12 protein-coding genes are annotated in these 23,313 nt (G+C 71.9%); all 12 read right to left on the reverse strand.

Annotated elements, in window-relative coordinates; genetic code table 11:
* Positions 1 to 11 precede the first annotated feature (11 nt).
* The 12 genes from AB0C78_RS09930 to AB0C78_RS09985 all read right to left on the reverse strand — a co-directional run bounded on the left by AB0C78_RS09930 (position 12) and on the right by AB0C78_RS09985 (position 23,310).
* Entirely contained in the window at positions 12 to 3,767 is a 3,756-nt protein-coding gene (locus AB0C78_RS09930) for a glycosyl hydrolase (protein ID WP_360744508.1), read from the reverse strand.
* Positions 3,764 to 7,726 (reverse strand): family 78 glycoside hydrolase catalytic domain, encoded by a 3,963-nt coding sequence (locus AB0C78_RS09935; protein ID WP_360744511.1) that lies wholly within the window; start codon positions 7,724 to 7,726, stop codon positions 3,764 to 3,766. The genes AB0C78_RS09930 and AB0C78_RS09935 overlap by 4 nt, the downstream gene beginning before the upstream one ends.
* A complete protein-coding gene (locus AB0C78_RS09940; RefSeq protein WP_360744514.1) occupies positions 7,727 to 9,799 on the reverse strand; it encodes a family 43 glycosylhydrolase in 2,073 nt (690 codons plus the stop codon).
* A 210-nt stretch (positions 9,800 to 10,009) separates the two neighbouring features.
* A complete protein-coding gene (locus tag AB0C78_RS09945) occupies positions 10,010 to 11,431 on the reverse strand; it encodes an L-fucose/L-arabinose isomerase family protein (RefSeq protein WP_360744517.1) in 1,422 nt (473 codons plus the stop codon).
* Between the two features lie 15 nt (positions 11,432 to 11,446).
* The gene (locus AB0C78_RS09950) at positions 11,447 to 13,654 is read right to left on the reverse strand and encodes an alpha-L-rhamnosidase C-terminal domain-containing protein (protein ID WP_360744520.1); all 2,208 of its coding nucleotides are present in this window, start codon (positions 13,652 to 13,654) and stop codon (positions 11,447 to 11,449) included.
* A gap of 9 nt (positions 13,655 to 13,663) precedes the next feature.
* Entirely contained in the window at positions 13,664 to 16,189 is a 2,526-nt protein-coding gene (locus AB0C78_RS09955) for an alpha-L-rhamnosidase C-terminal domain-containing protein (protein WP_360744523.1), read from the reverse strand.
* Between the two features lie 150 nt (positions 16,190 to 16,339).
* Positions 16,340 to 18,388 carry a bifunctional aldolase/short-chain dehydrogenase gene (locus AB0C78_RS09960; protein ID WP_360744525.1) on the reverse strand — a complete coding sequence of 683 codons (2,049 nt, stop codon included), beginning with the start codon at positions 18,386 to 18,388 and terminating at the stop codon, positions 16,340 to 16,342.
* A gap of 34 nt (positions 18,389 to 18,422) precedes the next feature.
* Positions 18,423 to 19,589, reverse strand: coding sequence for an L-rhamnose isomerase (rhaI, locus tag AB0C78_RS09965; RefSeq protein WP_151542236.1), 1,167 nt, complete (start codon positions 19,587 to 19,589; stop codon positions 18,423 to 18,425).
* A 57-nt stretch (positions 19,590 to 19,646) separates the two neighbouring features.
* Entirely contained in the window at positions 19,647 to 19,979 is a 333-nt protein-coding gene (locus AB0C78_RS09970) for an L-rhamnose mutarotase (RefSeq protein ID WP_360744529.1), read from the reverse strand.
* 6 nt (positions 19,980 to 19,985) lie between these two features.
* The gene (rhaS, locus tag AB0C78_RS09975; RefSeq protein WP_151542234.1) at positions 19,986 to 21,071 is read right to left on the reverse strand and encodes a rhamnose ABC transporter substrate-binding protein; all 1,086 of its coding nucleotides are present in this window, start codon (positions 21,069 to 21,071) and stop codon (positions 19,986 to 19,988) included.
* 77 nt (positions 21,072 to 21,148) lie between these two features.
* Positions 21,149 to 22,177, reverse strand: a complete 1,029-nt coding sequence (locus tag AB0C78_RS09980) for an ABC transporter permease (RefSeq protein WP_360744532.1) — start codon at positions 22,175 to 22,177, stop codon at positions 21,149 to 21,151.
* Positions 22,174 to 23,310 (reverse strand): ABC transporter permease, encoded by a 1,137-nt coding sequence (locus tag AB0C78_RS09985; RefSeq protein WP_360744535.1) that lies wholly within the window; start codon positions 23,308 to 23,310, stop codon positions 22,174 to 22,176. The genes AB0C78_RS09980 and AB0C78_RS09985 overlap by 4 nt, the downstream gene beginning before the upstream one ends.
* Positions 23,311 to 23,313: the final 3 nt, after the last annotated feature.

The following is a 23,313-nucleotide window of genomic DNA, read 5'->3' on the forward strand; positions in this document are numbered from 1 at the left end:
GGGATGCGGCCCTACGGCCGGACGGAGAAGCCGCTCATCTGCACGTTGGCGTTGGTGGAGTCCCAGCTCCGGCTGACCTCGATGCGCACGTACCGGGCGCTGACCTTGTCGAACGTCGTCGTCCCGCCCTCCTTGGGCGTGTCGGTGGCGGTGGCGACGGTGCGCCACGTCCGGCCGTCCTGGGAGACCTGGACGGCATAGTCGCGCGCCCCGTAGTTGGAGCGGCCGCCCACGACGACGGAGCCGAACTCGACGGGGGCGCCGAAGTCGAGCCCGAAGTGCACCGGGTCCTGCGCGGTCGGTCCCTGGCCGGCGGCGCGGCCCCACGAGACCCAGAACGTGCTCGCCGAACCGTCGACGGCGAGCTTCGCCGGGTAGCGGTCCTGGCCCGCGTCCGCGACGACCCGCGGGAACGGCGCGCCGCCCGGGTTGAGCGCGAGGTCGCCGGAGTGCCGGAGCGTCACCGCGGTCTCGGCGGACGGTCCGGCGTCGCTGCGCGCGGTCACCTTCAGCGTGCTCGTTCCGGACGAGACGCCCTTGTCGCGCACGTCGACGGGCACCGTCACCGAGCCGCCTGCGGGGACCGTGACCTTGCCCTGCTGCGGTGTCGCGGTGATCCCGTCGGCCGCCGATGCCGCGACGGTCACGTTCGCCGCGCGGGCGGAGGCGTTGGTGACCAGCACGGTCGCGCGGTTGTAGCCGCCGTCCGCCAGCGGCAGTTCGGGTTCGAGGGCCTCGGCGGTCAGCACCGGCCGGTCGCCGCCGGTCGGGGTGAGGGTGAGCGGGCCGAACAGCCCGTAGTCCATCGGCGCCCGCGAGGACGCGCCGGTGCCGGGCGAGACCCGGACCGCGTTGAGCAGCGTCGAGGCGACCCGCACGGTGATCGTGTTGTCGCCGGGCCGCAGGTACGGGCCGACCTGGACGTGCCGGAGGTCGGACTGGTCGAGCGGCGGCAGGTCGTGCCCGTTGACGTTCACGCGGACGGTGTCGACGGGCGTGCCGAGGTCGAGCTCCGCGGCGTCGATGCCCTTCCAGCCGCCGTCGAGGGTGACGTGGGCGGTGTAGGTGCCGACGCCCGACACGTCCTTGAGGTCCACGGGGTAGCCGTTGGCCGCGGTGATCGCGGACCAGGCGGGTAGCGCGCCGTTCTCCCCCGCCTTCACCGTGACGGGGCCGAGGGTCTTGTGCGCGGTGTCGCCGGGCTTCCCGGACGGTCCGGGACCCCAGGAGTCCACCGACAGCGACCATTCGTTCAGCTTCACCGGCTGCGGGACGGCCGCCGTCCCCTGCCCGCCCGGCCGGCCGGGCTTGCCCTGGCCGGGGAAGGTGGCGTCGTGCCGCGGCGTGACCGCGATGACCGTGGCGTCGTTCCCGGCGAGCCGGACGGGAACGGTGACCGTGCCGTGCCCGGACGTGTAGTCCGTGATCGGGGTGATCTTGCCGGTCCAGGTGTCGAGCTTGTAGGGGACGCCGTCGCCGGTCAGGGTGACCGTCTGCGCGGTCGTGGTGTTGGTCTGGTTGTACAGGTAGTAGTAGTCGGTCGAGCCGGCCTGGCGGCGCACGTCGAGGATCGCGCCGGAGCCGTCGTGCGGCGTCGCGGCCGGGGTGACGCGCAGGCGGCGCAGCGCGTCCGGCGCGTCCGCCTCACTCGCCGCCCGGACCACGGTGCGCTGCTTGAGCAGCTGCGAGACCACCGACGTGAGCCGCACGTCCTGGCGGCCCGCGTCGCCGTCACCGGGCACCGTGCTCGGCGCGTCCCCGACGATCACGACGGGAAGGCCCTGCCGCGCCAGGTTCAGCAGCTTCTCGGCGGCGGCCAGCGGCATCGTCTTCTGGTCCTTCAGCAGCACCGCGTGGTAGGCGGAGCCGTCGCCGAACAGGGCGCCGTGGGAGTAGGAGGCGTCCTTGCGCTGGAGCTGCGCCGGGCTGAGGTACTCGTAGGTGTATCCGGCGGACGCCAGCTCCGAGGAGCTCTGGATCAGCTTGTTCGAGCCGGACCCGGTGGTGCCGGTCCCGTTCATGCCGAAGTCCTGCCAGTACACGGCGAGGTCGAAGCGGGGCTTGCCCTGCCGCAGCACGAGCTGCATCCGGGCCAGGTTGTCGTTGATCGCCCGGTAGTCGGCCCAGTTCGGGCCGCCCTTGTCGCCCCACGCCTCCGAGTAGGAGGTGTTGCCGCCGTAGGTCATGCCGGGCCACACCGACTGCGGTCCGGCACCTGCCGGTCCCCTGCTCAGGTAGGGGAAGCCGTGCCAGACGACCTGGTTCACGCCGCCCGCGAAGCCGCGGTAGACGGCCTGGAGGTTGGAGGCGTCCGAGCCGGCGCCCGCCGTCGAGCCCCACACCGTTCCGGAGAACGCGCAGCATTCGTCCGACACCACCGGCTGCCCGGACAGGTGCGCGCCCGTGGCGACCACGCGGTAGTCCTGCACGTTGCTGTAGGCGCCGACCGACTGCCCGAACGCCAGCGACTCGCCCTCGGGCACGTCGATGTGCGACGCGGCCTCGGACACGTCCACCGGGATGCCGTACGGCTGGATGCGGGTCTTGATGTGGTGCTTGTGCGCCCACGCGCGCAGCACGTCGAGGCGGTTGCGGATGTAGAGGTCGCTGAGCGTCTGCCGGTAGTCGGTGCGGACGCGGGCGCCGACGCCGTCGCCGAAGTCGAAGAACGGCTTGTCGGTGATGCCCTGGTCGCCGGCGCCCGCGAGGGCGGGCAGCACGTCGACGGGCGAGTAGCCGCGCAGCTTCGTCCACTGGTCGACGAGCTGCGACGTCCACTTCTGCGTGGTGCCGAGTTCGAGGGAGTCCTCGAACAAGTCGGTCTCGCCGATCCGGGCGAGGAGCTTGCGCACGTCGGAGGTGAGGATGTTCTTGTCGTAGAAGTCGGTGGTCGCCTTCGCGCCGGCCTCGCTGAACGGGTCGAGCGCGTAGTTGGTGCCGGTCGCGGTGTAGCCGGACAGGGACTGCCCGCTGGGCGTCTGGTAGAAGGCGATCAGTGCGTAGGTGCTCGTGTCGTCGCCGGGGAAGTCGACCGCGACGTTGCCCTGTGCGTCCACCTTCGACGTCACGTCGGTGACGCTCGAACGCTCCAGCATCCGCGGCGCGCTGGACGAGGCGCCGCACCCGGCGTCGGAGCACTTGGCGACGAGCGCGGCGACGAGCGTCTTCTTCGCACCGGCGGGCGGCGCGACGTTGAAGTTCGTCGGCAGCCCACCGGACCGGCTCGTGCCGCCCTTGTGGAACTCGTAGGAGAAGACGATCTGCTGCTGGGCGCTCGGGTCGTTGACGTCGTCGACCGTGGGGACGGTCGCGGGCCAGCGCGGGCCGATGGTCAGGTCCAGGCCGAGGCCCTTGTCCCTCGCCGCGGCCAGAATCGTCCGGGTCTTCTCCGCCCAGAGCGGGGTGCCCCAGCCGTAGGTCTTCAGGAACTCGGGGGTGTTGTTGCCGGTGCCCTCGACGTTGAAGGGGGCGACCTCGGCGCCGCCGCCGCCCGCCTTCTTGATCTGGTCGAGCTCGGCGGCCAGCTCCTTGTCGTCGGTATAGGCGAGCGGCTGCCACCAGCGGTACTTGGGCCGGACGGACGCGGGCGGGTCGGCGAAGGTGCCGCGGGTCAGGGCCGGCACGGTCGGCCCGAACGACTCCGCGCCGTCCGCCGCCTCGACGACCGCGAGACCGGACACGGCGAGCAGCGCCGCCACCGGCACGGCGACGAGCCGCGTCGAGGCCCGGCGGGCGCCGCCCGCAGGCCGAACTTTGGAGCGGGTCATGAGGTGTACGCCTCCAGTTCGATGACGCGGCTGTAGTTGTGGTCGTTGGAGTCGTGGACGAGCAGCCGCAGCGCGGACGCCGACACGGGCGCGAAGGTCTTCTCGACGGTCCCGGCGGTGTTGCCGGTGACGGTCGCGACCGTCGTCCACTCGCCGTCCACCTGCGCCTGGACATCGAAGTCGCGCAGACCGGACTTGGACGCGGGGCTGCTCGCGCTGTCGAGCGTGTAGACCTTGACCCGGCCGATCCTCTGCGGGTCCTTCCAGGTCGCGGTGAGGGTGTCGGGGAAGGACTTGGACGTGTCGTCGTTCCAGCCGCCGACGCCGTTCAGCCAGACGCCGGAGTCGGTGCCGCCGTCGTTGGCCCACGCGGGCGACGACCCGCTGTGCGTGCTGGACGCCGACATGGTCGCCGAGCGGACCAGGTCGCCGGTGATCAGGAGCGGTGCGGTCGAGGTCTCGTCGTCGGCCGTGACGGTGACGGTGCCCTTCGTCCCGTCCGCGCCCGAGCCCTTCACCTCGACGGGGATCTCGGTGGAGCCGCCCGCCGGGACCGTCACCCGGGCGGGGGCGGACGCGCTGAACCCGGCCGACGCGGTCGCCTTCACCGGGACGGTGACGGAGCGGCGCTCCAGGTTCGTCACGCGGAACCGCGCGCCGGTGGCCGCGCCGCCCGTCACCGGGATGTTCACGCCGAACGGCGGCTCGACGGCGAGCTGCGTCCGGTCCTGCTGGACGGCGCCGGGCGTGCGGACGGAGAACGTCCACGAGCCCGACCCGACCTCGTACACGGCGTGCCCGTTCTCGACGCCGAGCGAGCGCGCGCCCGCCGGGGCCTGCGCGCCGGACGCGCCGAGCAGCGGGACCTCGACGCGGGCGGGCGCGCCGGGCGGGACCGTCACGTCGAGCCGCAGGTCGTGCCCGGACCGGCGCCACGCGCTGGACACCGTGCCGCGCGGGGTGTCGTAGGACGACGAGGCGCGGGTGAGGTCGCCGACGACGGCGGGCCGGATCACCAGCTTGTCGTAGGCGATGGAGTCGTCGGCCTGCCGGATGCCGGCGAGCCCGGCGCCGAACCACTCGTCGATCGCGCCGAGCATGAAGTGGTTCTGCGAGCCGTAGCCGGTCGGGCCGTCCCAGTACTCGGTGAGCGCGGTCGCGCCGTGCACCACCTGGTAGCCGTAGCTGGGGTTCGTGACCTGCTGCGCGACGGCGAGGATGACGTCGTCGCGGCCCGCCGCCGACAGCGTCCGGAACACCGACGGCAGCGCGATCTCCCCGACCGTCAGGTGGTAGCCGTTGTCCTTGATCGTCGACACGAGGTGGTCGAGGACGGCCTGCTTCTGGTCGGCGGGGACGATGCCGAGGTCGAGGGCGAACGCGTCGCCGGCCTGGCTGCCCGACCCGTAGGTGTGCTCGGTCGTGTCGAGGTACTTGGCGTTGAACGCGCCGGCGATGTCACCGGCCAGCTTGGTGTACTTCGCGGCGTCGTCGTCCTTGCCGAGCAGCTTGGCGATCTTCGCGAGCGCGGTGGCGCTGCGCTGGTAGCCGTAGGTGGCGGCGACGCCGGTCGGGGTGGTCTTGTCGACGGCGGCCCAGTCGCCGAGGCCGTAGTCGAGCAGGTTCCCCTTCGCCTTGGACGTCAGGTAGTCCAGGTAGCGCTGCATGTTCGGGTAGAAGTCGCGCAGCGGCTTGGCGTCGCCGTACGTCACGTAGTGCTGCCAGGCGGACAGGATGATCGCGCTGCCCCAGTTGGGGTCGTCCCAGACGCCGCCGGAGAACGTCACGTACGCGGGCGCGATGTCGGGGACGAGGCCGGTGGAGGTCTGCGCCTCGGCCATGTTGCGCAGCAGCGCCGGGTAGTAGGCGGCGACGTCGTACTCGCGGGTGATCGAGCCCTGGACGAGCTGGTCCTCCTCCAGCCAGCCGAGCTTCTCCCGGTCGGGGCAGTCGGTGAGGATCGACATCATGTTGCCCTGGACGGCCCGGTCGATGATCGTGTGAATGCCGTTCAGCAGCAGGTCGGAGCTGTCGAACGCGCCGGCGGAGGCGTTCCCGGCGCGCAGGATCGTCGCCGCGACCATGTCGCTGGACGGCGCGGCGTCCAGGCCGCTGATCTGGATGTAGCGGAAGCCGTGGTAGACGAACCGGGGGTGCCAGGTCTCGGTGCCGGTGCCGGAGAGGGTGTAGGTGTCCATGACGGGCGGGTTCTGCGCGCCTCCCGCGATCATGGTGCCCTGCTCGACGAGGCCGTCCGCGCCGAGCCGCTCGCCCGGCTTGATGGTCAGCTTCTCGCCGCGCTTCCCGCGCACGCTCAGCTCGGGCCAGCCGACGATGTTCTCGCCGAGGTCGAAGACGTAGGTGTCCTTCTCCGGATGCGTGACCTTGACGGTCTTGCGGGTGCCGACGGGGACGATCGCCGGGGACATCCGCGCGGTCAGCGCGATGCCGGGGTCGGGCGCCTCCGCGGCCGGCTTCCACGACGCCAGGTCCGCGGACGGCCCGTCCCAGCCCTCCTGCGCGAGGCGGGCGTCCTCGTCCTCGCCGCCGTACCACTGGCTGAACGTGGTCGGCCCGAGGTCGGTGCGCCAGGACGAATCGGTCGCGACGCGCGCCGTCGTGCCGTCCTTGAGCGTGACCTCCAGCTGCGCGAGCAGCTTCGGCGCCCCCTGCGCGCCGACGTACTTGGTGTAGCGGTCGTTGGTGGCGGCGACGTTGTAGGTGCCGTTGCCGAGCCGGACGCCGATCGCGTTGCCGCCGCGCCGCAGCAGCTTCGTCACGTCGTACGCCGCGTACTCGACGCGCTTCTTGTAGTCGGTGTTCGGCGGTTCGAGGACGGCGCCGCTGACCGGCTTCCCGTTGATCGTCGCGTCGTAGATGCCGAGCGCGGTGATGTACAGCCGCGCCGACCGGACGGTGTTCTTCAGCGAGAACTGCCGCGCCAGCAGCGGCAGCGCCGGCATCGACGTCTGGTAGGCGGGCGGCGGGACCTGGTCGGTGACGGTCTTGACGACCGTGAACGGGCCGTCCGCCGCGTCCGAGGTCTGCACGGTGTAGTCGACCGGGAAGTTCGGGGTCTTCCCGTCGCTCGTCATCACGTCCGTGCGCGGATACAGCTTCACCGACGCGACGTCCTTGGCGGCGCCGAGGTCGAGCTGCAGCCAGATGTGGTGGCCGGGGTCCTGCGAGCCGTAGGCGTTGCTGGTGTAGCCGAACGGCGCCTTCTGCGTGGTGAGCGACCCGTCGGTGAGGAACTCCGGCATCCACTTGTCGGGGTACTCGCGGACCTCCGACGCGGTGACGGCCGCGCCCTTCGCCACGTTCGTCCCGGACGGGTCGAGCGCCTCGATCTCGGCGAGCTGCAGCCGGGACAGCAGCGACCCGCCCTCGGTGATCGGCAGGCCCAGCCTGGACACGTCGACCCGCAGGTAGCGGGCCTTCGTCCCGGCGGGCAGGCCGACGGTGACGGGGCTCGGCGCCCGGTTCAGCCACCGGTCGTCGGTGATCCATTTCGCGGACCAGTCGTCCGTGCCGAGCAGGCCCATCTCGAACCGGGCCGGGCGGCTCCAGGCGGACGCCCGCCCGGAGCCGTCCCAGACCCGGACCCGCCACCACACCTGGCGGCGGGAGGTGAGCGCCGTGCCCCGGTAGACGGCGTTCGCGGTGCCGGACGAGACCTTCCCGGAGTCCCACAGGTCGGCGCGGCCGAGGCCGTCCCGGGAGGTGGCGGCCTCGACCTGGTAGGCGGCCTGCGCCGCGCCGTGGCCGGGCGCGGTGAGCCGCCAGCTCAGCGTCGGCGCCGTGTCGTCGATGCCGAGCGGGTCGTCGAGCGCGTCGGTGCGCAGCCCGAAGGCGCGCAGGCCCGCCGCGTCGGCGCGCGCCGGAACCGTGAAGGCGGTCCCGATCAGCAGCGGGAGGAACGCCGCGGGCAGCGCGGCGCGGGTCAGGGTGATGCGCATTCAGGCTCCCCGGACGGTGGTGAGGAACTTCAGGTCGCGGCCGGGCTCGGCTGTGAAGGTCGCGCCGCCGTCATGGCTGACGGAGGACGCGCCGCCCCGGTACGGGTCGTGGTCGTTGTAGGCGACGCCGTAGCAGCCCGTGGTGGTGGAGGAGGAGATCCGGACGGTGTAGTGCGCCCCGCGCCGGACCCGGATGCCCGGGTGGACGGTCACGTTCCGCGCCGACCAGCCGATCTCCTCCGCCGGGACGGAGCCGGACCACAGCGTCCGGGTCCCGTCGGTGACCTCGACGGTCAGCGGCTCGGACGGCGGCGTCCGCTCCACGCGGCCCTGCTCGGTGCCGTCCTTGAACGCGGTGACGGCGAGGGAGGCGAGGCGACCGCCGCGTCCCGCGGTGAACGACTGCTCGCGCCGGACGTCCCCGGCGACGTCGCAGCCGGTGCGGAAGCCCGTGACGCCGCTGCTCTGGTCGAGGCCGGGGACCGCCGCCTGCCGTCCCGGGTGCCCGGGGTCGAGGCGGACCGTGGAGTTGCCGCACTGCACCGGGTCGATCGAACCGTCGGCGCCGAACGTGAGCGGCTGCCAGTGGTAGTTGGCGAGCGCCTCGTTGGTGTGGCCGTCCCACAGGTCGCTGAAGTACATGTAGATCGGCGCGCCGTGCCGCTGGCGGAGCGTCGCGACCTGGGCGGGCTGCCCGCCGCAGGAGTTCGCGGTGATGCTCGTCCCCGCGGTCGGGACCACCCATTTGGACAGGTCGCCGGAGAAGTCGTCGGCGAGCAGTTCCTGACCCGACGCCGAGGTCACACGCACGTTGTCGAACCTCGCCGACTCCAGGTTCGCGCCGTTCCACTCGCGGAACCCGACCTTGCCGACCGGGTACGTGGCGTCGGTGTAAGTGTCGACCTGCACGCCGTCGATCGACGTCGTGAGCGTGGAGCCGGACGCGGTGACCGACACGTGGTGCCACTCCCCCGCCACGATCGGCTTGGAGAGCTGCACGACGTGGCTCGCGGTGGTGGCGCCGGCGCGGCGCAGCACGCTCAGCTTCCCGTTGGCCGTGCCCGATCCGGTCAGCAGGAACAGGTAGCCGTGGTCGTCCTGGTTCATCCGGACGGAGAACCCGGCCTGCGCCGACGTCCCGGACGTGGTCGGCAGCGGCGCGACGTCGAAGGAGTAGGTGTAGTCGGACCAGTCCTCGCCCTGCTGCGACAGCCCGTACAGGCCGCCGTGGACGGTGAGCGCGCCGTCCTCGACCGTCCACGCGTCGCGGCCCTTCCAGGGCCCGAGCGGGCTCGTCGCGGTGAGGTAGGACGTGCCGGTGCCGGTGCAGTAGCCGCAGTTCGGGTCCGACATCGTCAGGTAGTAGGTGCCGTTCCACTTGAAGATCGACGGAGCCTCGACGCGGGTCACGCCGGTCACGTCGTACGGGCCCGCGGCGCGCAGGTAGTCGGGGGTCAGCTCGATGACGGCGATGTGCCATCCGGCGTTGCTGCAGGTGAGGTAGCCCTTGCCGTCGTCGTCGACGAAGACGTCGAGGTCGGCGGTGCAGTGCGTCCCGGCGGGCAGGTCGGGGACGGGCCGCTCGGTGAACGGACCGGTCGGCCGGTCAGCGGTGTAGACGCGGAACTTGTCCGCGGCCTCCTGGTCGTTCACCCACATCACGTACTTGCGGGTCGCCTTGTCGTAGACGGTGTGCGGCCGGAAGCAGAACTTGCAGGAGCGGGCGTCCACGACGTGGCCGCGGTCGGTCCAGTGGACGAGGTCGGGCGAGGAGTACACCTTGAAGCCGCAGAACGTGCTGTTGACCGTCCACTGGTAGCCGCAGTCGTAGCTCGTCCCGTACAGGTAGTAGGTGCCGCCGAACCGCTGGATCGCGCCGTCGTGGGCGTCGACCGCGTTCCCGCCGGTGTCGAACCGGACGGTCTGCTCGCCGTCCGGCCCGTAGTTGGTGATGGGCGCGACGGTCGCCGCCCGCGCGGGCAGGGCGGACAGCGCGCCGAGCAGCAGCGCGAAGACCGCGGCCAGCGCGAGGCCGCGGCCTCGCCTCGACCGGGGTGGGGGGATGGTGCGCATGGACGTGGCGTCCTCTCGGAGGCTGCGCGGTGGGGTGGGGGGAAGGCGCGTCGTCCGTTTCCGGGCATGCCGAACAGAACCCGTGGCCGTGCGGGCGGGGTTGCACGGTCACGGGCCCGCGCTCGTCATCGCCTAGGGACGGATCCCCCGATCGCGCCTAGAGAGAGTTCGAGTCCGTCAGGGTCGGTCGTGCGGCGGGTGCCGCCGGGGTCAGGGGTTCACGGTGACCAGTTCGATCTCCAGGAGGTCGGCGAGGGCCTTCAGGTCGGCGATCCGGTGGCCGGTGCCGAGGGCCCAGTGGTGGGAGATGCCGGTGGCGCTCCACGCGTCGACCCATTCGCCGGGGTCGCAGCCGAAGTCGACGCGGGAGGTGGTGTTGCCGATCTGCAGCAGCGGGCCGTCCACGGTCTCGCCCTCGGACGCGACGAACGCGAACCGGCCGTCGCGGCGCTGGATGACGCCGAACGCGGTGACCGGGCCGTGCTTGACGTCGAACTCCACGGACACGCCGTAGCCGCGCTTGCCGTGGTAGACGCCGAGGCCGCGCAGCAGCGGGCGGCGGGCGCTGATCGCCAGGTGCGCGGGCCCGTCGTGGCCCATCTCGACGTGCCCGCGGTGGAAGTCGAGCGCCTGCAGCTCGGTGAACGAGCCGCCCGCGCCGAGCCGGTCGGCGATCAGCATGGCGAGCGAGGTGCGCAGCTCGTACTCGCCGGCCGCCGGGATCCCGCGGGCGGTGAGCAGCGACGCGCCGAGGATCATCCCGGCGCCGAGCCGCTCGTGGATCTCGCCGTCCAGGCCCCGGTGGTAGTAGGCGAGGCTGTCCAGCTCGAAGTCCTCGACGAGCCGGTCCAGGCCGGCCGACACCCGGGCGGCCCAGGTGAGGTCGTCGTCGTTGACGGAGGCGTCCAGCTCGAAGATCTTCTCCGCCTCCGCCTTCTTCGCGGCGGTCTCGGCGTCGGTGACCTTCTCCACCCGGACGCGCAGGTCGTCGAACTCCAGCACCTCGACGTGCCCGCCGAAGTTCGCGCTGACCAGCGTCAGGTCGGTGGAGACGTCCAGCATGCCGGGGTACAGGTGGCCCATGAGCCCGTGCCGCCCCCTGCGAAGGGCGGCACGGACCCCGGCGGCCCTGACCCAGCGGCCGATCTTCGCCCAGGCCCGCTCGTCCTCCAGGTATCCGGAGACCGAGCGGAACGGGACGCCGCACCGCGCGAACGCGTTCGCCATCTCCGGCAGCGGGCAGGCGCCGCAGTAGGCGAGCCACTGCCCGGTGTCGAAGGTCGCGTGGTCCATCGACTCGGTCGGCTGCAGGTTGATCAGCAGCACCGGGGCGTCGGCCCGCTGCGCGACGGGGACCAGCATCGTCGCGGTCATGTAGGTGGTGAGGAACCCGACGATGATGTCGCAGCCCGCCGCGCGCAGCTTCTCGGCCGCCGCCGCGCCCTCCTGCGCGTCGGAGATGAACCCGACGTCGACCACCTCGGCGCCGAGCCCGCGCATCCGCTCCGACACCCGCTCCGCCGACCGCTTCAGCTGCGGCAGCAGGTCGGGGAACTGCGGCCAGTACGCGCCGAGCCCGCCGGCCACGAGTCCCACTTTCACGGGCGGCGGCGCCCCGGTGTTGCCTGCCATGCCTGTTCCTTCCTGTTACCTGGCCGTCAGGGTGTGGCGGCCGGACGGCGCGCCGTCCACGTACACGTACTTCCCATCGCCGGTCACGCCTCGCGCGGTGGCCTTGCCGTGCGCCCAGACCGTCCGGCCGTCCAGGGTGACGCGGGACGTCGACGGGGTGACCGGGACGGCGAGGCGGCCGGACGTGCCGCGCGGCGCGGTGACGTCCAGCCGGAACGTGCGCCCGGTCGTCCGCCACGACGCGGCGATGGCGCCGTGCGGGGTCGGGACGGTGCCCTCGGCCCACTTCAGCCCGCCGGTGAACGGGACGACCGCCCACGACGAGTAGCCGGGGCCGGTCGGCTGGACGCCGAGGACGCGGGTGGTGAGCGTGACGGTCGGGCCGCTCGCCCAGCCATGCGCGAGGCTGGAGAACTGCTTGAGGTTCGGGGTGCCGTCCGGCTGCATGTGCTCCCAGAACGTCGAGCCGGGGTCCTGCCGGAGCTGGTGGCCCCAGAACGTCCGGATCAGGTCGAGGCCGGACGCGTCGCCGGTGTCCAGGCGCGCGTCGGACTCGAACGAGCTGGGCAGCGGCGCGTAGAACGGCGGCAGGCTCGCGTTCGGCGTGGACTGCGAGACGGTCAGCGACCCGTACTGCGACCAGTTGTTCTTGCGCAGGTAGGCGAGGGCGCGGGTGGCGCGGTCGCCGTCGGCGATGCCGGCGAGCACGGCGGTGGCGTTGGCGTCCTGCGGGTAGGCGCCGGGGATCTCCCGCGACAGCCGGTAGGCGCCCGCGGTCTCGTCCCACAGCTGGTCGTTGATCGCCTTCTTGACGGTCGCGGACCGGTCTCCGTAGGTCGCGGCGGCGGACGCATCGCCGCGCGCCTTCGCCATCGCTGCCATCTGCGTGAGGTTGCGCGCGTAGAGGGCGTTGACGTAGGTCTCGTGGCCGCAGTCGGAGTAGCCGTAGTGGCCGCAGGAGCCGACGGCGCCGAACGCGATGAGCCCCTTGTCGTCCTGGGCGCGGACCGACTCCAGCCAGGCCGTCGCCTTGGTGAGCTGCGGCCACCACTTGTCGAGGTAGCCGCGGTCGCCGGTGTAGAGCCAGTGCTCGTACATGTTGTTGACGAACCAGGTGACGTACTCGCCGTAGGTGCGCAGCTCGTCGGCGTTGTGCTGGCCGACCTGGCTCTCGGCGGGCATGAACCCGTCGGGGAGCTGCTGGGCGGCCAGCGACGACAGCGAGTTGTCGACCGCCTCCAGGTCGTTGGTCGACAGGTAGGTGACCGGGGCCTGCACCGCGAGGTCGCCCTGCCAGACGATCCGGTCGCGCTTGCCGCCGTCGTAGATGACGGACTTGTTCGGGTCGGCGTGCGGGACCTGCGCGTCCGCGTGGTCGCCCTCGCCCGAGGCGTACGGCCAGCTCTTCGCGGTGTTGGACGCGCCCGTGTTCACCTGCACGGTGTAGGCGCCCGCGTACCAGATCTTGTTCAGCTCGTTGTCGCTGGACAGGAAGTGGCCCTGGTAGCCGTCCAGGTCGGGCTGGTTCGGGGCCGCGGTGAAGTCGACGGACACGCCGTCGATGTCGACGGTTCCGGGGCCGTCCAGGAACAGCGTGGCGTAGCGGAACCCGCCGCGCAGCACGCCGTCGCGGATCGTCGCAGGCGGCTTCACCCCGTCGAGCGGCAGGGCGTGGCTGTCGGTGTCCTGCGTGTAGGGCTGGCCTGGGAAGCCGTTCCAGATGTTCGCGGTGTCGCAGCCCGGCGCGATCTTGCCTTCGCCGTCGTTGGCGTCCGGGGTCAGCGCGGCGTACTCGATCGACTCGGAGAAGCAGGCGCGCAGCTTCGGCGGCGTGGACGACGCGCCCTTCACCCGGACCTTCAGGTGCCCGGCGACCTCCTTGCCGAAGTCGACGACCAGCAGCGGGGAGCCGGTGCGGTCGGCGGCGCCGGTGAGCCGGACCGAGCCGCCGCCGTCGCGCAGCGCCGCGTCCGGCGACCCGTCGATCCGGCCCTGCCGCGGGTCGGCCTTGTAGATCTTGACAGGACGGACGGTGCGGCTCGACGGCGACAGCACGTACGGGCGCCACTGGCCGTGCTGCGGGGTGTAGGAGGCGTCCTGCCACGGGCCGCGCGGGGACGCCGTCGCGGGCAGGGCGAGGGCGGCCGTGCCCGACACCGTCAGGGCGGCGGCGATCGCGGCGCGGGCGAGGGAGCGGCGTGCGGTGGTGGGGGGAACCATCATCACTCCAGGTCAGCGGGAGGCGGTCAGGACGGACGAGCCGGTCAGCCCCGGCACCTGGACGAGGCCGTCGCGGACGGTGACGCCCGGTTTCACGGCCGTGCCGTTGCGCCAGACGACCGAGCCGTTCACGCGGACCTCGGACGCGCCGGACGCGGGCACCCCCGCCGTGGCGGTCGTGCCGCCCGGCGCGGCGACGCGCAGCGTGAAGGTCGTGCCGCGCTGCTTCCAGGCGGCGGTGATGTCGCCGCGCGGCGTCGGCACCTTGCCCTCCGCCCAGCTCAGGCCCTTCACCGGGTGCGGGAGGACGGTGAACGTCGAGAACCCGCCGGACGCCGGCGTGACACCGAGGACCTGGTTGGTGAGGAACGACGTCGGCGAGGCGGCCCAGCCGTGCGAGAGGCTGGTGTAGGAGCCGAGTTGCGGCGCGCCGGCGGTGCTGACGTTCTCCCACAGGGTGCCGGGCGTGTCCTTGCCGAGCATCGGGTACCAGGTGCGGCCGAGCACGGACATCGCGCCCGCCATGTCGCCCTGCGAGGCGTACGCCAGCAGCGACTGGCCGGACACGAACGGGCTGATGTACTGCGGGACGACGCCGCCGGCCTTGTCCACGGTCAGGTCGCCGTGCGGGTCGGCGAGCCGGTCGCCGAAGAACTTCAGCACCGCCTTGGCGCGGTCGCCGGTGGCGACTCCGGCGACGACCGCCATCGCGTTGCCGTCCTGCGGGTGGTTCGCGTCGGTGGGGCCGACCTTGTAGGCGCCGGCAGCCGGGTCCCACAGCAGGTCGTTGACGGCCTTGGCGGTGCGGGCGGCGGCGTCGCGGTAGGTCTTGGCGAGCGCCGTGTCGCCCTGCGCCTCGGCCGCCTGCGCGGCCTGGCCCAGCACGTGCACGTACAGGGACGAGACGTAGGTGCCCTTGCCCTCATTGCCGTAGCCCCAGGTGCCGCCCGCGCCCTTCATGTCGAGCAGCCCGTCGGACCCGACCTTCGACTGCATCCACGCCACGTTCTTCTTCATGGCGTCGTACCACTTGTCGAAGAACGCCTTGTCGCCCGTGTAGAGGTAGTGCGTCCAGTAGTTGTTGATCCACCAGGCCGCGTACTCGCCCCAGCCCATGTTGTAGCCGAGCTTGTCGGTCAGGTAGAGACCGGGGATCTGGCCCTGCGGCGACTGGCCCTTCGCCATGAACGCGACGGCGTTGGCGGCCGGGCCGCTCTGCCCGGTCGTCAGGTACGACACCGCGTCGGAGACCGCGTTGTCGCCGCCCCAGATCATCCGGTCGCGCTTGGCGCCGTCGCTGATGACGCTGTCGCCCTCGCCGACGATCGCGTCGTTGCGGACCGGGCCCTCCTGGCCCGGGTAGGGGCGGCCCGTCGTCGGGTCGATCGTCGCCATCTGGACGGTGTAGGCGCCCGAGTACCAGAGCCGGTTCAGGGTGTCGTCGCTGGACAGGAACGCGCCCTTGTACCCGTCGAGGTCGGGGTTGGCGGGGTCGGCGGTGAACTTCAGCCGCAGGTCCGACAGACGCACCTCGCCGGGACCGTCCAAGAACACCATCAGGTAGCGGAACCCGCCGCGGATGACCGGGTCGGTCATCGCGGTGCGCCCGGCCTTGGTGTCGAGGTAATGGGTCTCGGTGGCGAGGCCGACCGGGTCCTGGCTGTAGTCGGACGCGGTGGTGAGGTACTGGCCGCTCTCGCTGAACGCCAGGCCGAGCTTGGGCGTGCCTTTGCGGACGTCGGCGGTCACCTGGACCTGCCCGCCGACCTCCTTGCCGAAGTCGTAGACGACGTAGGGGCGTCCGTACTCGTTGGAGGCGAGCGTGGTCGTCCCGCCGTGGAACGCTCCCACCGGGTTGCGCACCGTGGCGCCGTAGGGAGCGGAGGACGCGCGGCCGTGCTGCGCGAGCGTCCAGACGGCGTGGACGCGGGCACCCTGCCCCGGGTCGTCGGCGTTGCGGAACTCGACCTTGATCGTCCCGGACGATCCGGCGACCCGCGCCGGGACGTCCACCTCGTAATGGACGAGCCCGTCCTTGTCGCCGCTCCACACCCCGGCCTGCGCCGGGTCGGGCTTGCGCTCGTGGACGACCGTGCCGTTCACCAGCACGTCGTAGTGCGCGGTCGCGCTGCCGGCCTCCTCGACCCGCAGCGTCACCGGGCCGGGTCCGGCGCGCATCGTGTAGGCGAAGCCCGCACCGGCCTCGCCGCCCGTCTGGCGGACCATGACGCCGTCGGTCTTGCCGGTCGTGGACGTCCCGGCCTCCAGGCCGTGGCCGGCGGTCTCGGACGCGGCGGAGTCGGCGGACACGTAGTCGCCGTTGACCCCGTACGCCTCCCCCACCCGCGCGGGACGGACCGTCCGGCCGGACGGCGCGAGGACGTAGTGGCCCGCGCGCGACAGCGACGGCAGGCCGAGCGGGTCGGGGCCGGAGGCGGACGCGGCGCCGGCGGGGACGGCGGCGAGCGCGGCGGCGGCGAGGGTGAGGGAGGTGACGGCGGACACGTGTGCTCGTGCGAACTTCTTGGACGGGGTCATCGTTGTCCCTTCGGGTTCACTTGGTCGAGCGGGCCCATGGAGGGAAGGCCGGCGGCCCGGGTGGGGACGGCGCGGCGGCCCGGCAGTGGAGTGCCGGGCGCCGGCGCGCGGTCCGGGCCGCCGGCCCGACCTTCTCCAGGACGGCGGGGGTCAGCGCAGGAAGGCGGCGGCGACTCCGGCGTCCACGGGGATGTGCAGTCCGGTGGTGTGGGTCAGGTCTCCGCCGGTGAGGGCGAAGACGGCGGCCGCGACGTGCTCGGGCAGCACCTCGCGCTTGAGCAGCGTCCGCTGGGCGTAGAACTCGCCGAGCCTCTCCTCCTCCACCCCGTAGACGGCGGCGCGCTTGGCGCCCCAGCCGCCGGCGAAGATGCCGGAACCGCGGACGACGCCGTCGGGGTTGATGCCGTTGACGCGGACGCCGTGCTCGCCGAGCTCGGCGGCCAGCAGCCGCACCTGGTGGGCCTGGTCCGCCTTCGTCGCGCCGTAGGCGATGTTGTTGGGGCCGGCGAACACGCCGTTCTTGGAGGCGACGTAGACGATGTCGCCGCCCATCCCCTGCTCGATCATCACCCGGGCGGTCTCGCGAGAGACCAGGAACGAGCCGCGGGCCATGACGTCGTGCTGCAGGTCCCAGTCGGCGACGGTGGTGTCCAGCAGCGGCTTGGAGATCGACAGGCCGGCGTTGTTGACGACGAGGTCGACGCCGCCGAACGCCAGCACCGCGTCCCGGACCGCCGCGGCGATCTCGTCCTCGGAGGTGACGTCGGCGCCGACCGCGACCGCGACGTCCGCCGCCTGCAGCGCGTTCGCGCCCAGCTCCGCGGCGACCTTCTCGGCGGCGCCGAGGTCGCGGTCCGCGACGACGACGCAGGCGCCCTCGGCGGCCAGGCGGCGCGCGGTGGCCGCGCCGATGCCCGAGCCGCCGCCGGTGACCAGCGCGACGCGGGTCGCGAGCGGCTTCGGCTTCGGCATCCGGCGGAGCTTGGCCTCCTCCAGCTCCCAGTACTCGATGCGGAACTTCTCCGCCTCGTCGATCGGCGCGTACGACGACAGCGCCTCCGCGCCGCGCATCACGTTGATCGCGTTGACGTAGAACTCGCCGGCGACCCGCGCGGTCTGCTTGTTCGCGCCGAACGAGAACATCCCGACGCCCGGGACCAGCACGATCGCCGGGTCCGCGCCGCGCATCGGCGGCGAGTCCGGCGCGGCGTGCCGGTCGTAGTAGGCCGCGTACTCCTCGCGGTAGGCGGCGTGCAGCTCCTTGAGGCGGGCCTTGACGTCGTCGAGCGGCGCGTCCGGCGGCAGGTCCAGCACCATCGGGCGGACCTTGGTGCGCAGGAAGTGGTCCGGGCAGGACGTGCCGAGCGCGGCGAGCCGCGGGTGCTCGGCGCGGGACACGAAGTCGAGGACGGCCTCGGAGTCGGTGTAGTGCCCGACCTGCGGCCGGTCCGTCGACGCCAGGCCGCGGACCAGCGGGAACAGCGCGGCGGCGCGGGCGTGCCGCTCGTCCTCCGGCAGCACCGGGTGGATCACCGCGCCGAACGGGTCGGCCTTGCCGTGCTCGGCGATGTACGCCTCGGCGGTGCGGATGATGTCGAGCGAGTTGGCCTTGCACTCCTCGCTCGTCGCGCCCCACGCGGTGATGCCGTGCCCGCCGAGGATCACGCCGATCGCCTGCGGGTTCGCCCGCTTGATCGCGGCGATGTCCAGGCCGAGCTGGAAGCCGGGGCGCCGCCACGGCACCCACGCGACCCGGTCGCCGAAGATCCGGCGGGTCAGCTCCTCGCCGTCGGCGGCCGTCGCGATCGCGATGCCGGAGTCGGGGTGCAGGTGGTCGACGTGCGCCGCCTCGACGAGCCCGTGCATCGCGGTGTCGATGGACGGCGCCGCGCCGCCCTTGCCGTGCAGGCAGTAGTCGAACGCGGCGACCATCTCGTCCTCGCGCTCGACGCCCGGGTACACGTCCACCAGGGCGCGCATCCGGTCGAGCCGCAGGACGGCGAGGCCCTTCTCGGTGAGCGTGCCGAGGTCGCCGCCGGAGCCCTTCACCCACATCAGCTCGACGTCGCGGGCCGTCACGGGGTCGGTGACGGTGCCCTTCGCCGAGGCGTTGCCGCCCGCGTAGTTGGTGTTGCGCGGATCCGAGCCGAGGGTGTTGGCCCGTTCCAGCAGCTGCTCCACCTCGGGTGGAGTGGTCATCGGTGCTCTCTCCCTATCGGATTCGTGGCGCCGGTCAGGCGCCCCAGCCGGCGGCCTGGCCGTCCTTGCGCTCCTCGACCACGCGCTCGAAGTAGCCGGACGCCAGGTACGCGGCGACCGGGTCCGGGTGCAGGCCCATCTCCTCGCGCAGCTCCGCCAGCAGCGGCCGCACGTCGGTGTTGTAGGCGTCCATGAACGCCGCGTTCGCCGCCAGCACGTCGCCGGACTCCTGCGCGGCGCGCAGCGCGTCGCCGTCCACCAGCAGCGCCTTCGCGGTGGCCTCCTGCACGTTCATCACCGAGCGGATCTGGCCGTGGATCTTCGGCTCGATGTTGTGGCACTGGTCGAGCATGAACGCCACGCCCGTCTCCGGGTCGTAGCCGCCGCCCCGCACCACCTCGTACATGATCCGGAACAGCTGGAACGGGTCGGCGGCGCCCACCATCAGGTCGTCGTCGGCGTAGAACCGCGAGTTGAAGTCGAACCCGCCGAGCTTCCCCTCGCGCAGCAGGAACGCCACGATGAACTCGATGTTCGTGCCCGGCGCGTGGTGCCCGGTGTCCACCACGACCTGCGCCTTCGGGCCGAGCTTGAGGCAGTGCGCGTAGGACGCGCCCCAGTCCGGCAGGTCGGTCATGTAGAACGCCGGCTCGAACAGCTTGTACTCCAGCAGGAACCGCTGGTCGTCGCCGAGCCGCTCGTAGACGGCGGCGAGCGCCTCCGCCATCCGGTCCTGCCGGGCGCGGATGTCGTCCTGGCCGGGGTAGTTCGTCCCGTCGGAGAACCACAGCTTCAGGTCCTTCGACCCGACCGCGTCCATGATGTCGACGCATTCGAGCAGGTGGTCGAGGGCCTTGCGGCGGACCTTCGGGTCGGGGTTGGTGACGCTGCCGAGCTTGTAGTCGTCGTCCTGGAACACGTTGGTGTTCACCGCGCCGATCCGGACGCCCCGCTCCTCGGCGTGCGCGGCCAGCGCCGCGTAGTCGTCCACCTTGTCCCACGGGATGTGGACCGCGACGCTCGGCGCGACACCGGTGAAGCGGTGCACCTGCGCGGCGTCGTCGATCTTCTCCTGCGGGGTGCGCGGCACCCCCTGCTGGGCGAAGACCTTGAACCGGGTCCCCGAGTTGCCGTACGCCCAGGAGGGAGTCTCGATCTGCTGGCGGCGCAGGGCGTCCTTCACCGCGCTGGTGTCGTTCACGGGTGCAACCTCACGTTTCTGCTGTCCGGGGCCGCCGCCGGGTGGGGGCGGCGGCCCTCAGTCGAGATGGAAGACCTCGGGGAGCGGCCGCATCCCCTCGTCGGGGCGGCCGTCGAGGTCCTCGAAGAACGGCGCCATCTCCGCCTGCCAGCGGGCGTTGACGTCGGTGCGGGCCATCGCCTCCTGCGCGGCCTGGAAGTCGTCGGTCTCCAGGTAGCCGACGAGCAGGCCGTCCTCGCGCAGGAACAGCGAGTAGTTGTGCCAGCCCGTCTCGCGCAGCGCGTCCCGCATCTCCGGCCAGACCGCCTGGTGGCGCTCCTTGTACTCCTCCAGGCGGTCCTGCCGGACCTTCAGCAGGAAGCAGACGCGCTTCGTGCCGTCAGACGTCATGCGGGATCAGAAGTGGTACTGGTCGATGTTCTTGGCGTCGAACACCGTGGGCGGGCCGAGGATGACCTCGCCGTTGGCGCCGATGGTGCGCTCGCCGAGCTTGCCGGCCTTGAACGTCTCGCCCTGCTTGCCGGTGATCTGCCCGGACGACAGCGCCGCCGCGGCGTAGGAGGCGAGGTAGCCGAGGTTCTTCGGGTCCCACAGCTCGAACGACTTGACGGTGCCGTCCTTGATGAACTTGCGCATCTGGTCCGGCGTGCCGAGGCCGGTCAGCGTGACCTTGCCCTTGTACTTCGAGCCGTCGATGTAGCGGGCGGCGGCGGCGATGCCGACCGTGGTGGGCGAGATGATGCCCTTCAGGTTCGGGTACGCCTGCAGCAGGCCCTGCGTCTGCTGGAACGACTTCTGGTCGTCGTCGTCACCGTAGGCGATCTTGACGAGCTTCATGCCGGAGTACTCCGGCTTCTTGAGCTCGTCCTGCATGTACTTGATCCAGGTGTTCTGGTTGGTGGCGTTCGCGGTCGCCGACAGGATCGCGATGTCGCCCTTGCCGCCGATCTGGTCGGCCAGCAGCTTGACCTCGCTGCGGCCGATCTCCTCCGAGCTGGCCTGGTTGATGAACACGTTGCGGCACTCGGGCGCGGTGTCGGAGTCGTAGGCGACGACCTTGATCTTCTTGGCCATGGCCTGCTTGAGCGGGCCGCACACCGCGTTCTGGTCGTTGGCGGCGATCAGGATCGCGTCGTGCCGCTGCTGGATCAGCGTGTTGATGTAGGAGACCTGCGAGGACGCCGACGCGTCGGACGGGCCGACCTCCTTCGCCGAGCCGCCGTACTCCTTGGCGGCGGCGATGCCGGCGTTGTCGACGATCGTCTCGTAGGGGTTGTTCACCTGCTTGGGCAGGAACGCGATCTTCAGGCCCTTCTTGAGGGGCGCGTTCGGGTCCGCCTTCTCGCCGCCCGCGGCGGCCTTGCTCCCGGAGTCGTCCGAGGAGTCCTTGGTGGTGCCGCCGCACGCGGCGAGGGAGAGGGCGAGTGCGCCCGCGGACGCGACGGCCACGAGGCGGCGCGGGGCGCGCAAACGAAGGGTCATCACGAGTGCCTTTCGGGATTCCAGGTCGTGCTCTGGGGTGGGTTCTTCCGGACGCGGCGGGGGGACGCGGTGGCGGTTCATGGTGCGGCGGCGGGGACCGCGGGTCGCGCGCCCCGCCGCCGGCCTTGTGCCTCGCGCACCACGGCGATCAGCCGCGGGGTGAGGACGCTGATGATGAGGAGCAGCCCGGTGACGATCGACTGGACCTCGGTGGAGACGTCGTTGAGCATCAGCAGGTTGCGCAGCAGGCCGATGAGCAGCACCGCGGCGATGACGCCGCCGAGGGTGCCCTTGCCGCCGTCGAAGTCGATGCCGCCGAGCAGCACCGCCGCGATGACGGTGAGCTCCAGCCCGAGGCCGTTGTCGGCGCGGGCGCTGCCGTAGCGGAGCGTGTAGACGATGCCGGCGAACCCGGCGACGAGCCCGGACACCACGAACAGGATCAGCTTGAGGCGCTTGACCCGGATGCCGGCGAAGTACGCCGCGTCCTCCTGCGAGCCGATCGCGAACAGCGACCGCCCGACGCCGGTGGCGTGCAGCACCACCGCGGTGATGACCGCCAGGACGGCGAACAGCGCGATCGGGTACGGGATCGGCGTGCCGGGGATCGACTCGGTCGCGAGGTTCGTGTACCGGGTGGGGAACTCGGAGATGGCCTCGGTGCCGAGCACCACGTACGCGAGGCCCCGGTACAGGGTCATGGTGCCGATCGTCACCGCGAGCGACGGCAGCCCGAGCCGGGTGACGAGCAGCCCGTTGACGAGGCCGCAGACGACGCCGACGACCAGCACGATCGGGATGATCGTCTCGATCGCCATGCCGTTGTCCCACATCTTGCCGGTGAGGGCGCTGCACAGGCCGAGCACGGACGCGACCGACAGGTCGACCTGCCCGCACACCACCAGCAGCGTCATCGGCAGCGCGATCAGCGCGATCTCGCTGAGGTCGCCGAGCGCGAACGACAGGTTGTCGGTGTTGGCGAAGTCGGGCGAGAACCCGGCGCCGCCGGCGAACACGATGACCAGCAGGGCGGTGACGGCGGTCTCCCACCGCAGCAGCCGGCCGAGGGCGAGGCCGCGCGGGGCGCTCTTCGTGTCAGTGGTCACGACACCTTTCCTTTCGGCGCCTCGTCCTTGGTCGTCGGCGCGGCCGTCCCGGCGGCCGGCGGCGGAGCGGCGCCGTCGTCGCGGTGGACGCCGGACTCCAGCGACCGCTGCTTGAGCGCCTTGGTGACGCGCAGGGCCAGCAGCCGGTCCACGCTGATCGCCAGGAGCAGCAGCACGCCGGTGATGGCGTCCTGCCAGAACGAGTTGACCTTGAGCACCACCAGCACGCTGCCGATGGTGGTGAGCAGCAGCGCGCCGAGCGCCGCGCCGTACACGGTGCCGACGCCGCCGGTGATCGCGACGCCGCCGACGACGACGGCGCTGACGACCTTCAGCTCCCAGCCGTGCGCCGCGTCCGCGACGACGGTGCCGAACCGGGCCAGCCACAGCACCCCGGCGAGGCCGGCGAGGCCGCCGCTGACGAGGTAGGCGGTGAGGACGCGGCGGCGGATCGAGATGCCGGCGAGGCGCGCCGCCTCGGGGCTGGACCCGATCGCGTAGAACTCCCGCCCGGAGGAGTAGGAGCGCAGGTAGTAGCCCATCATCAGCATCACGACGACGGTGATCACGGGCAGGTACGGCACGCCGAGGACCGAGTCGTTGCCGAGCGACAGCACCGAGGACGGCAGGTCCGCGGCGCCGATCTGCTCACCGTGCGCGATCTTGTAGTCGAGGCCCTGGATGACGTAGAGGGTGCCGAGCGTGACGACCAGGGCGGGCACCTTGCAGAAGCTGACGAGCAGGCCGTTGACGAGCCCGCAGGCGAGCCCGATCACGATGCCGAGCAGCACCACCAGCACCACGTTGCGGTCGCCGCCGGAGGCGAACTTGCCGGTGGTGAACGCGACGAGCCCGACGACGGAGCCGACCGACAGGTCGATGTTGCGGGTGACGACGACCATCGACTGGCCGACGGCGAGCAGCGCCAGGATGGAGGCGTTGAGGAAGATGTCCTTGACGCCCTGCCCGGACAGGAACCGGTGGTTGGCGAGCTCGGTGCCGATGACCAGCACGACGAGCGCGCCGAGGATGCTCAGCTCGCGGGCGCGCAGGACCAGTTCGACCAGCCGGCGCCCGCCGCCGGGCGGTCCGCCGGAGCCCGGCTTCGCCGGGGACTGGGTGAGCACGGTCATGGG

Origin of the sequence: Actinomadura sp. NPDC048394 (genome assembly GCF_040651755.1) — a bacterium.
Lineage (GTDB): Bacteria > Actinomycetota > Actinomycetes > Streptosporangiales > Streptosporangiaceae > Spirillospora > Spirillospora montaniterrae.

Coding starts and splice junctions, on each gene's coding strand:
- AB0C78_RS09985 (WP_360744535.1), bottom strand. CDS start 23,310: ATGACCGTGCTCACCCAGTCCCCGGCGAAGCCGGGCTCCGGCGGACCG.
- AB0C78_RS09950 (WP_360744520.1), bottom strand. CDS start 13,654: ATGATGGTTCCCCCCACCACCGCACGCCGCTCCCTCGCCCGCGCCGCG.
- AB0C78_RS09930 (WP_360744508.1), bottom strand. CDS start 3,767: ATGACCCGCTCCAAAGTTCGGCCTGCGGGCGGCGCCCGCCGGGCCTCG.
- AB0C78_RS09960 (WP_360744525.1), bottom strand. CDS start 18,388: ATGACCACTCCACCCGAGGTGGAGCAGCTGCTGGAACGGGCCAACACC.
- AB0C78_RS09935 (WP_360744511.1), bottom strand. CDS start 7,726: ATGCGCATCACCCTGACCCGCGCCGCGCTGCCCGCGGCGTTCCTCCCG.
- rhaS (WP_151542234.1), bottom strand. CDS start 21,071: ATGACCCTTCGTTTGCGCGCCCCGCGCCGCCTCGTGGCCGTCGCGTCC.
- AB0C78_RS09970 (WP_360744529.1), bottom strand. CDS start 19,979: ATGACGTCTGACGGCACGAAGCGCGTCTGCTTCCTGCTGAAGGTCCGG.
- AB0C78_RS09955 (WP_360744523.1), bottom strand. CDS start 16,189: ATGACCCCGTCCAAGAAGTTCGCACGAGCACACGTGTCCGCCGTCACC.
- AB0C78_RS09945 (WP_360744517.1), bottom strand. CDS start 11,431: ATGGCAGGCAACACCGGGGCGCCGCCGCCCGTGAAAGTGGGACTCGTG.
- AB0C78_RS09940 (WP_360744514.1), bottom strand. CDS start 9,799: ATGCGCACCATCCCCCCACCCCGGTCGAGGCGAGGCCGCGGCCTCGCG.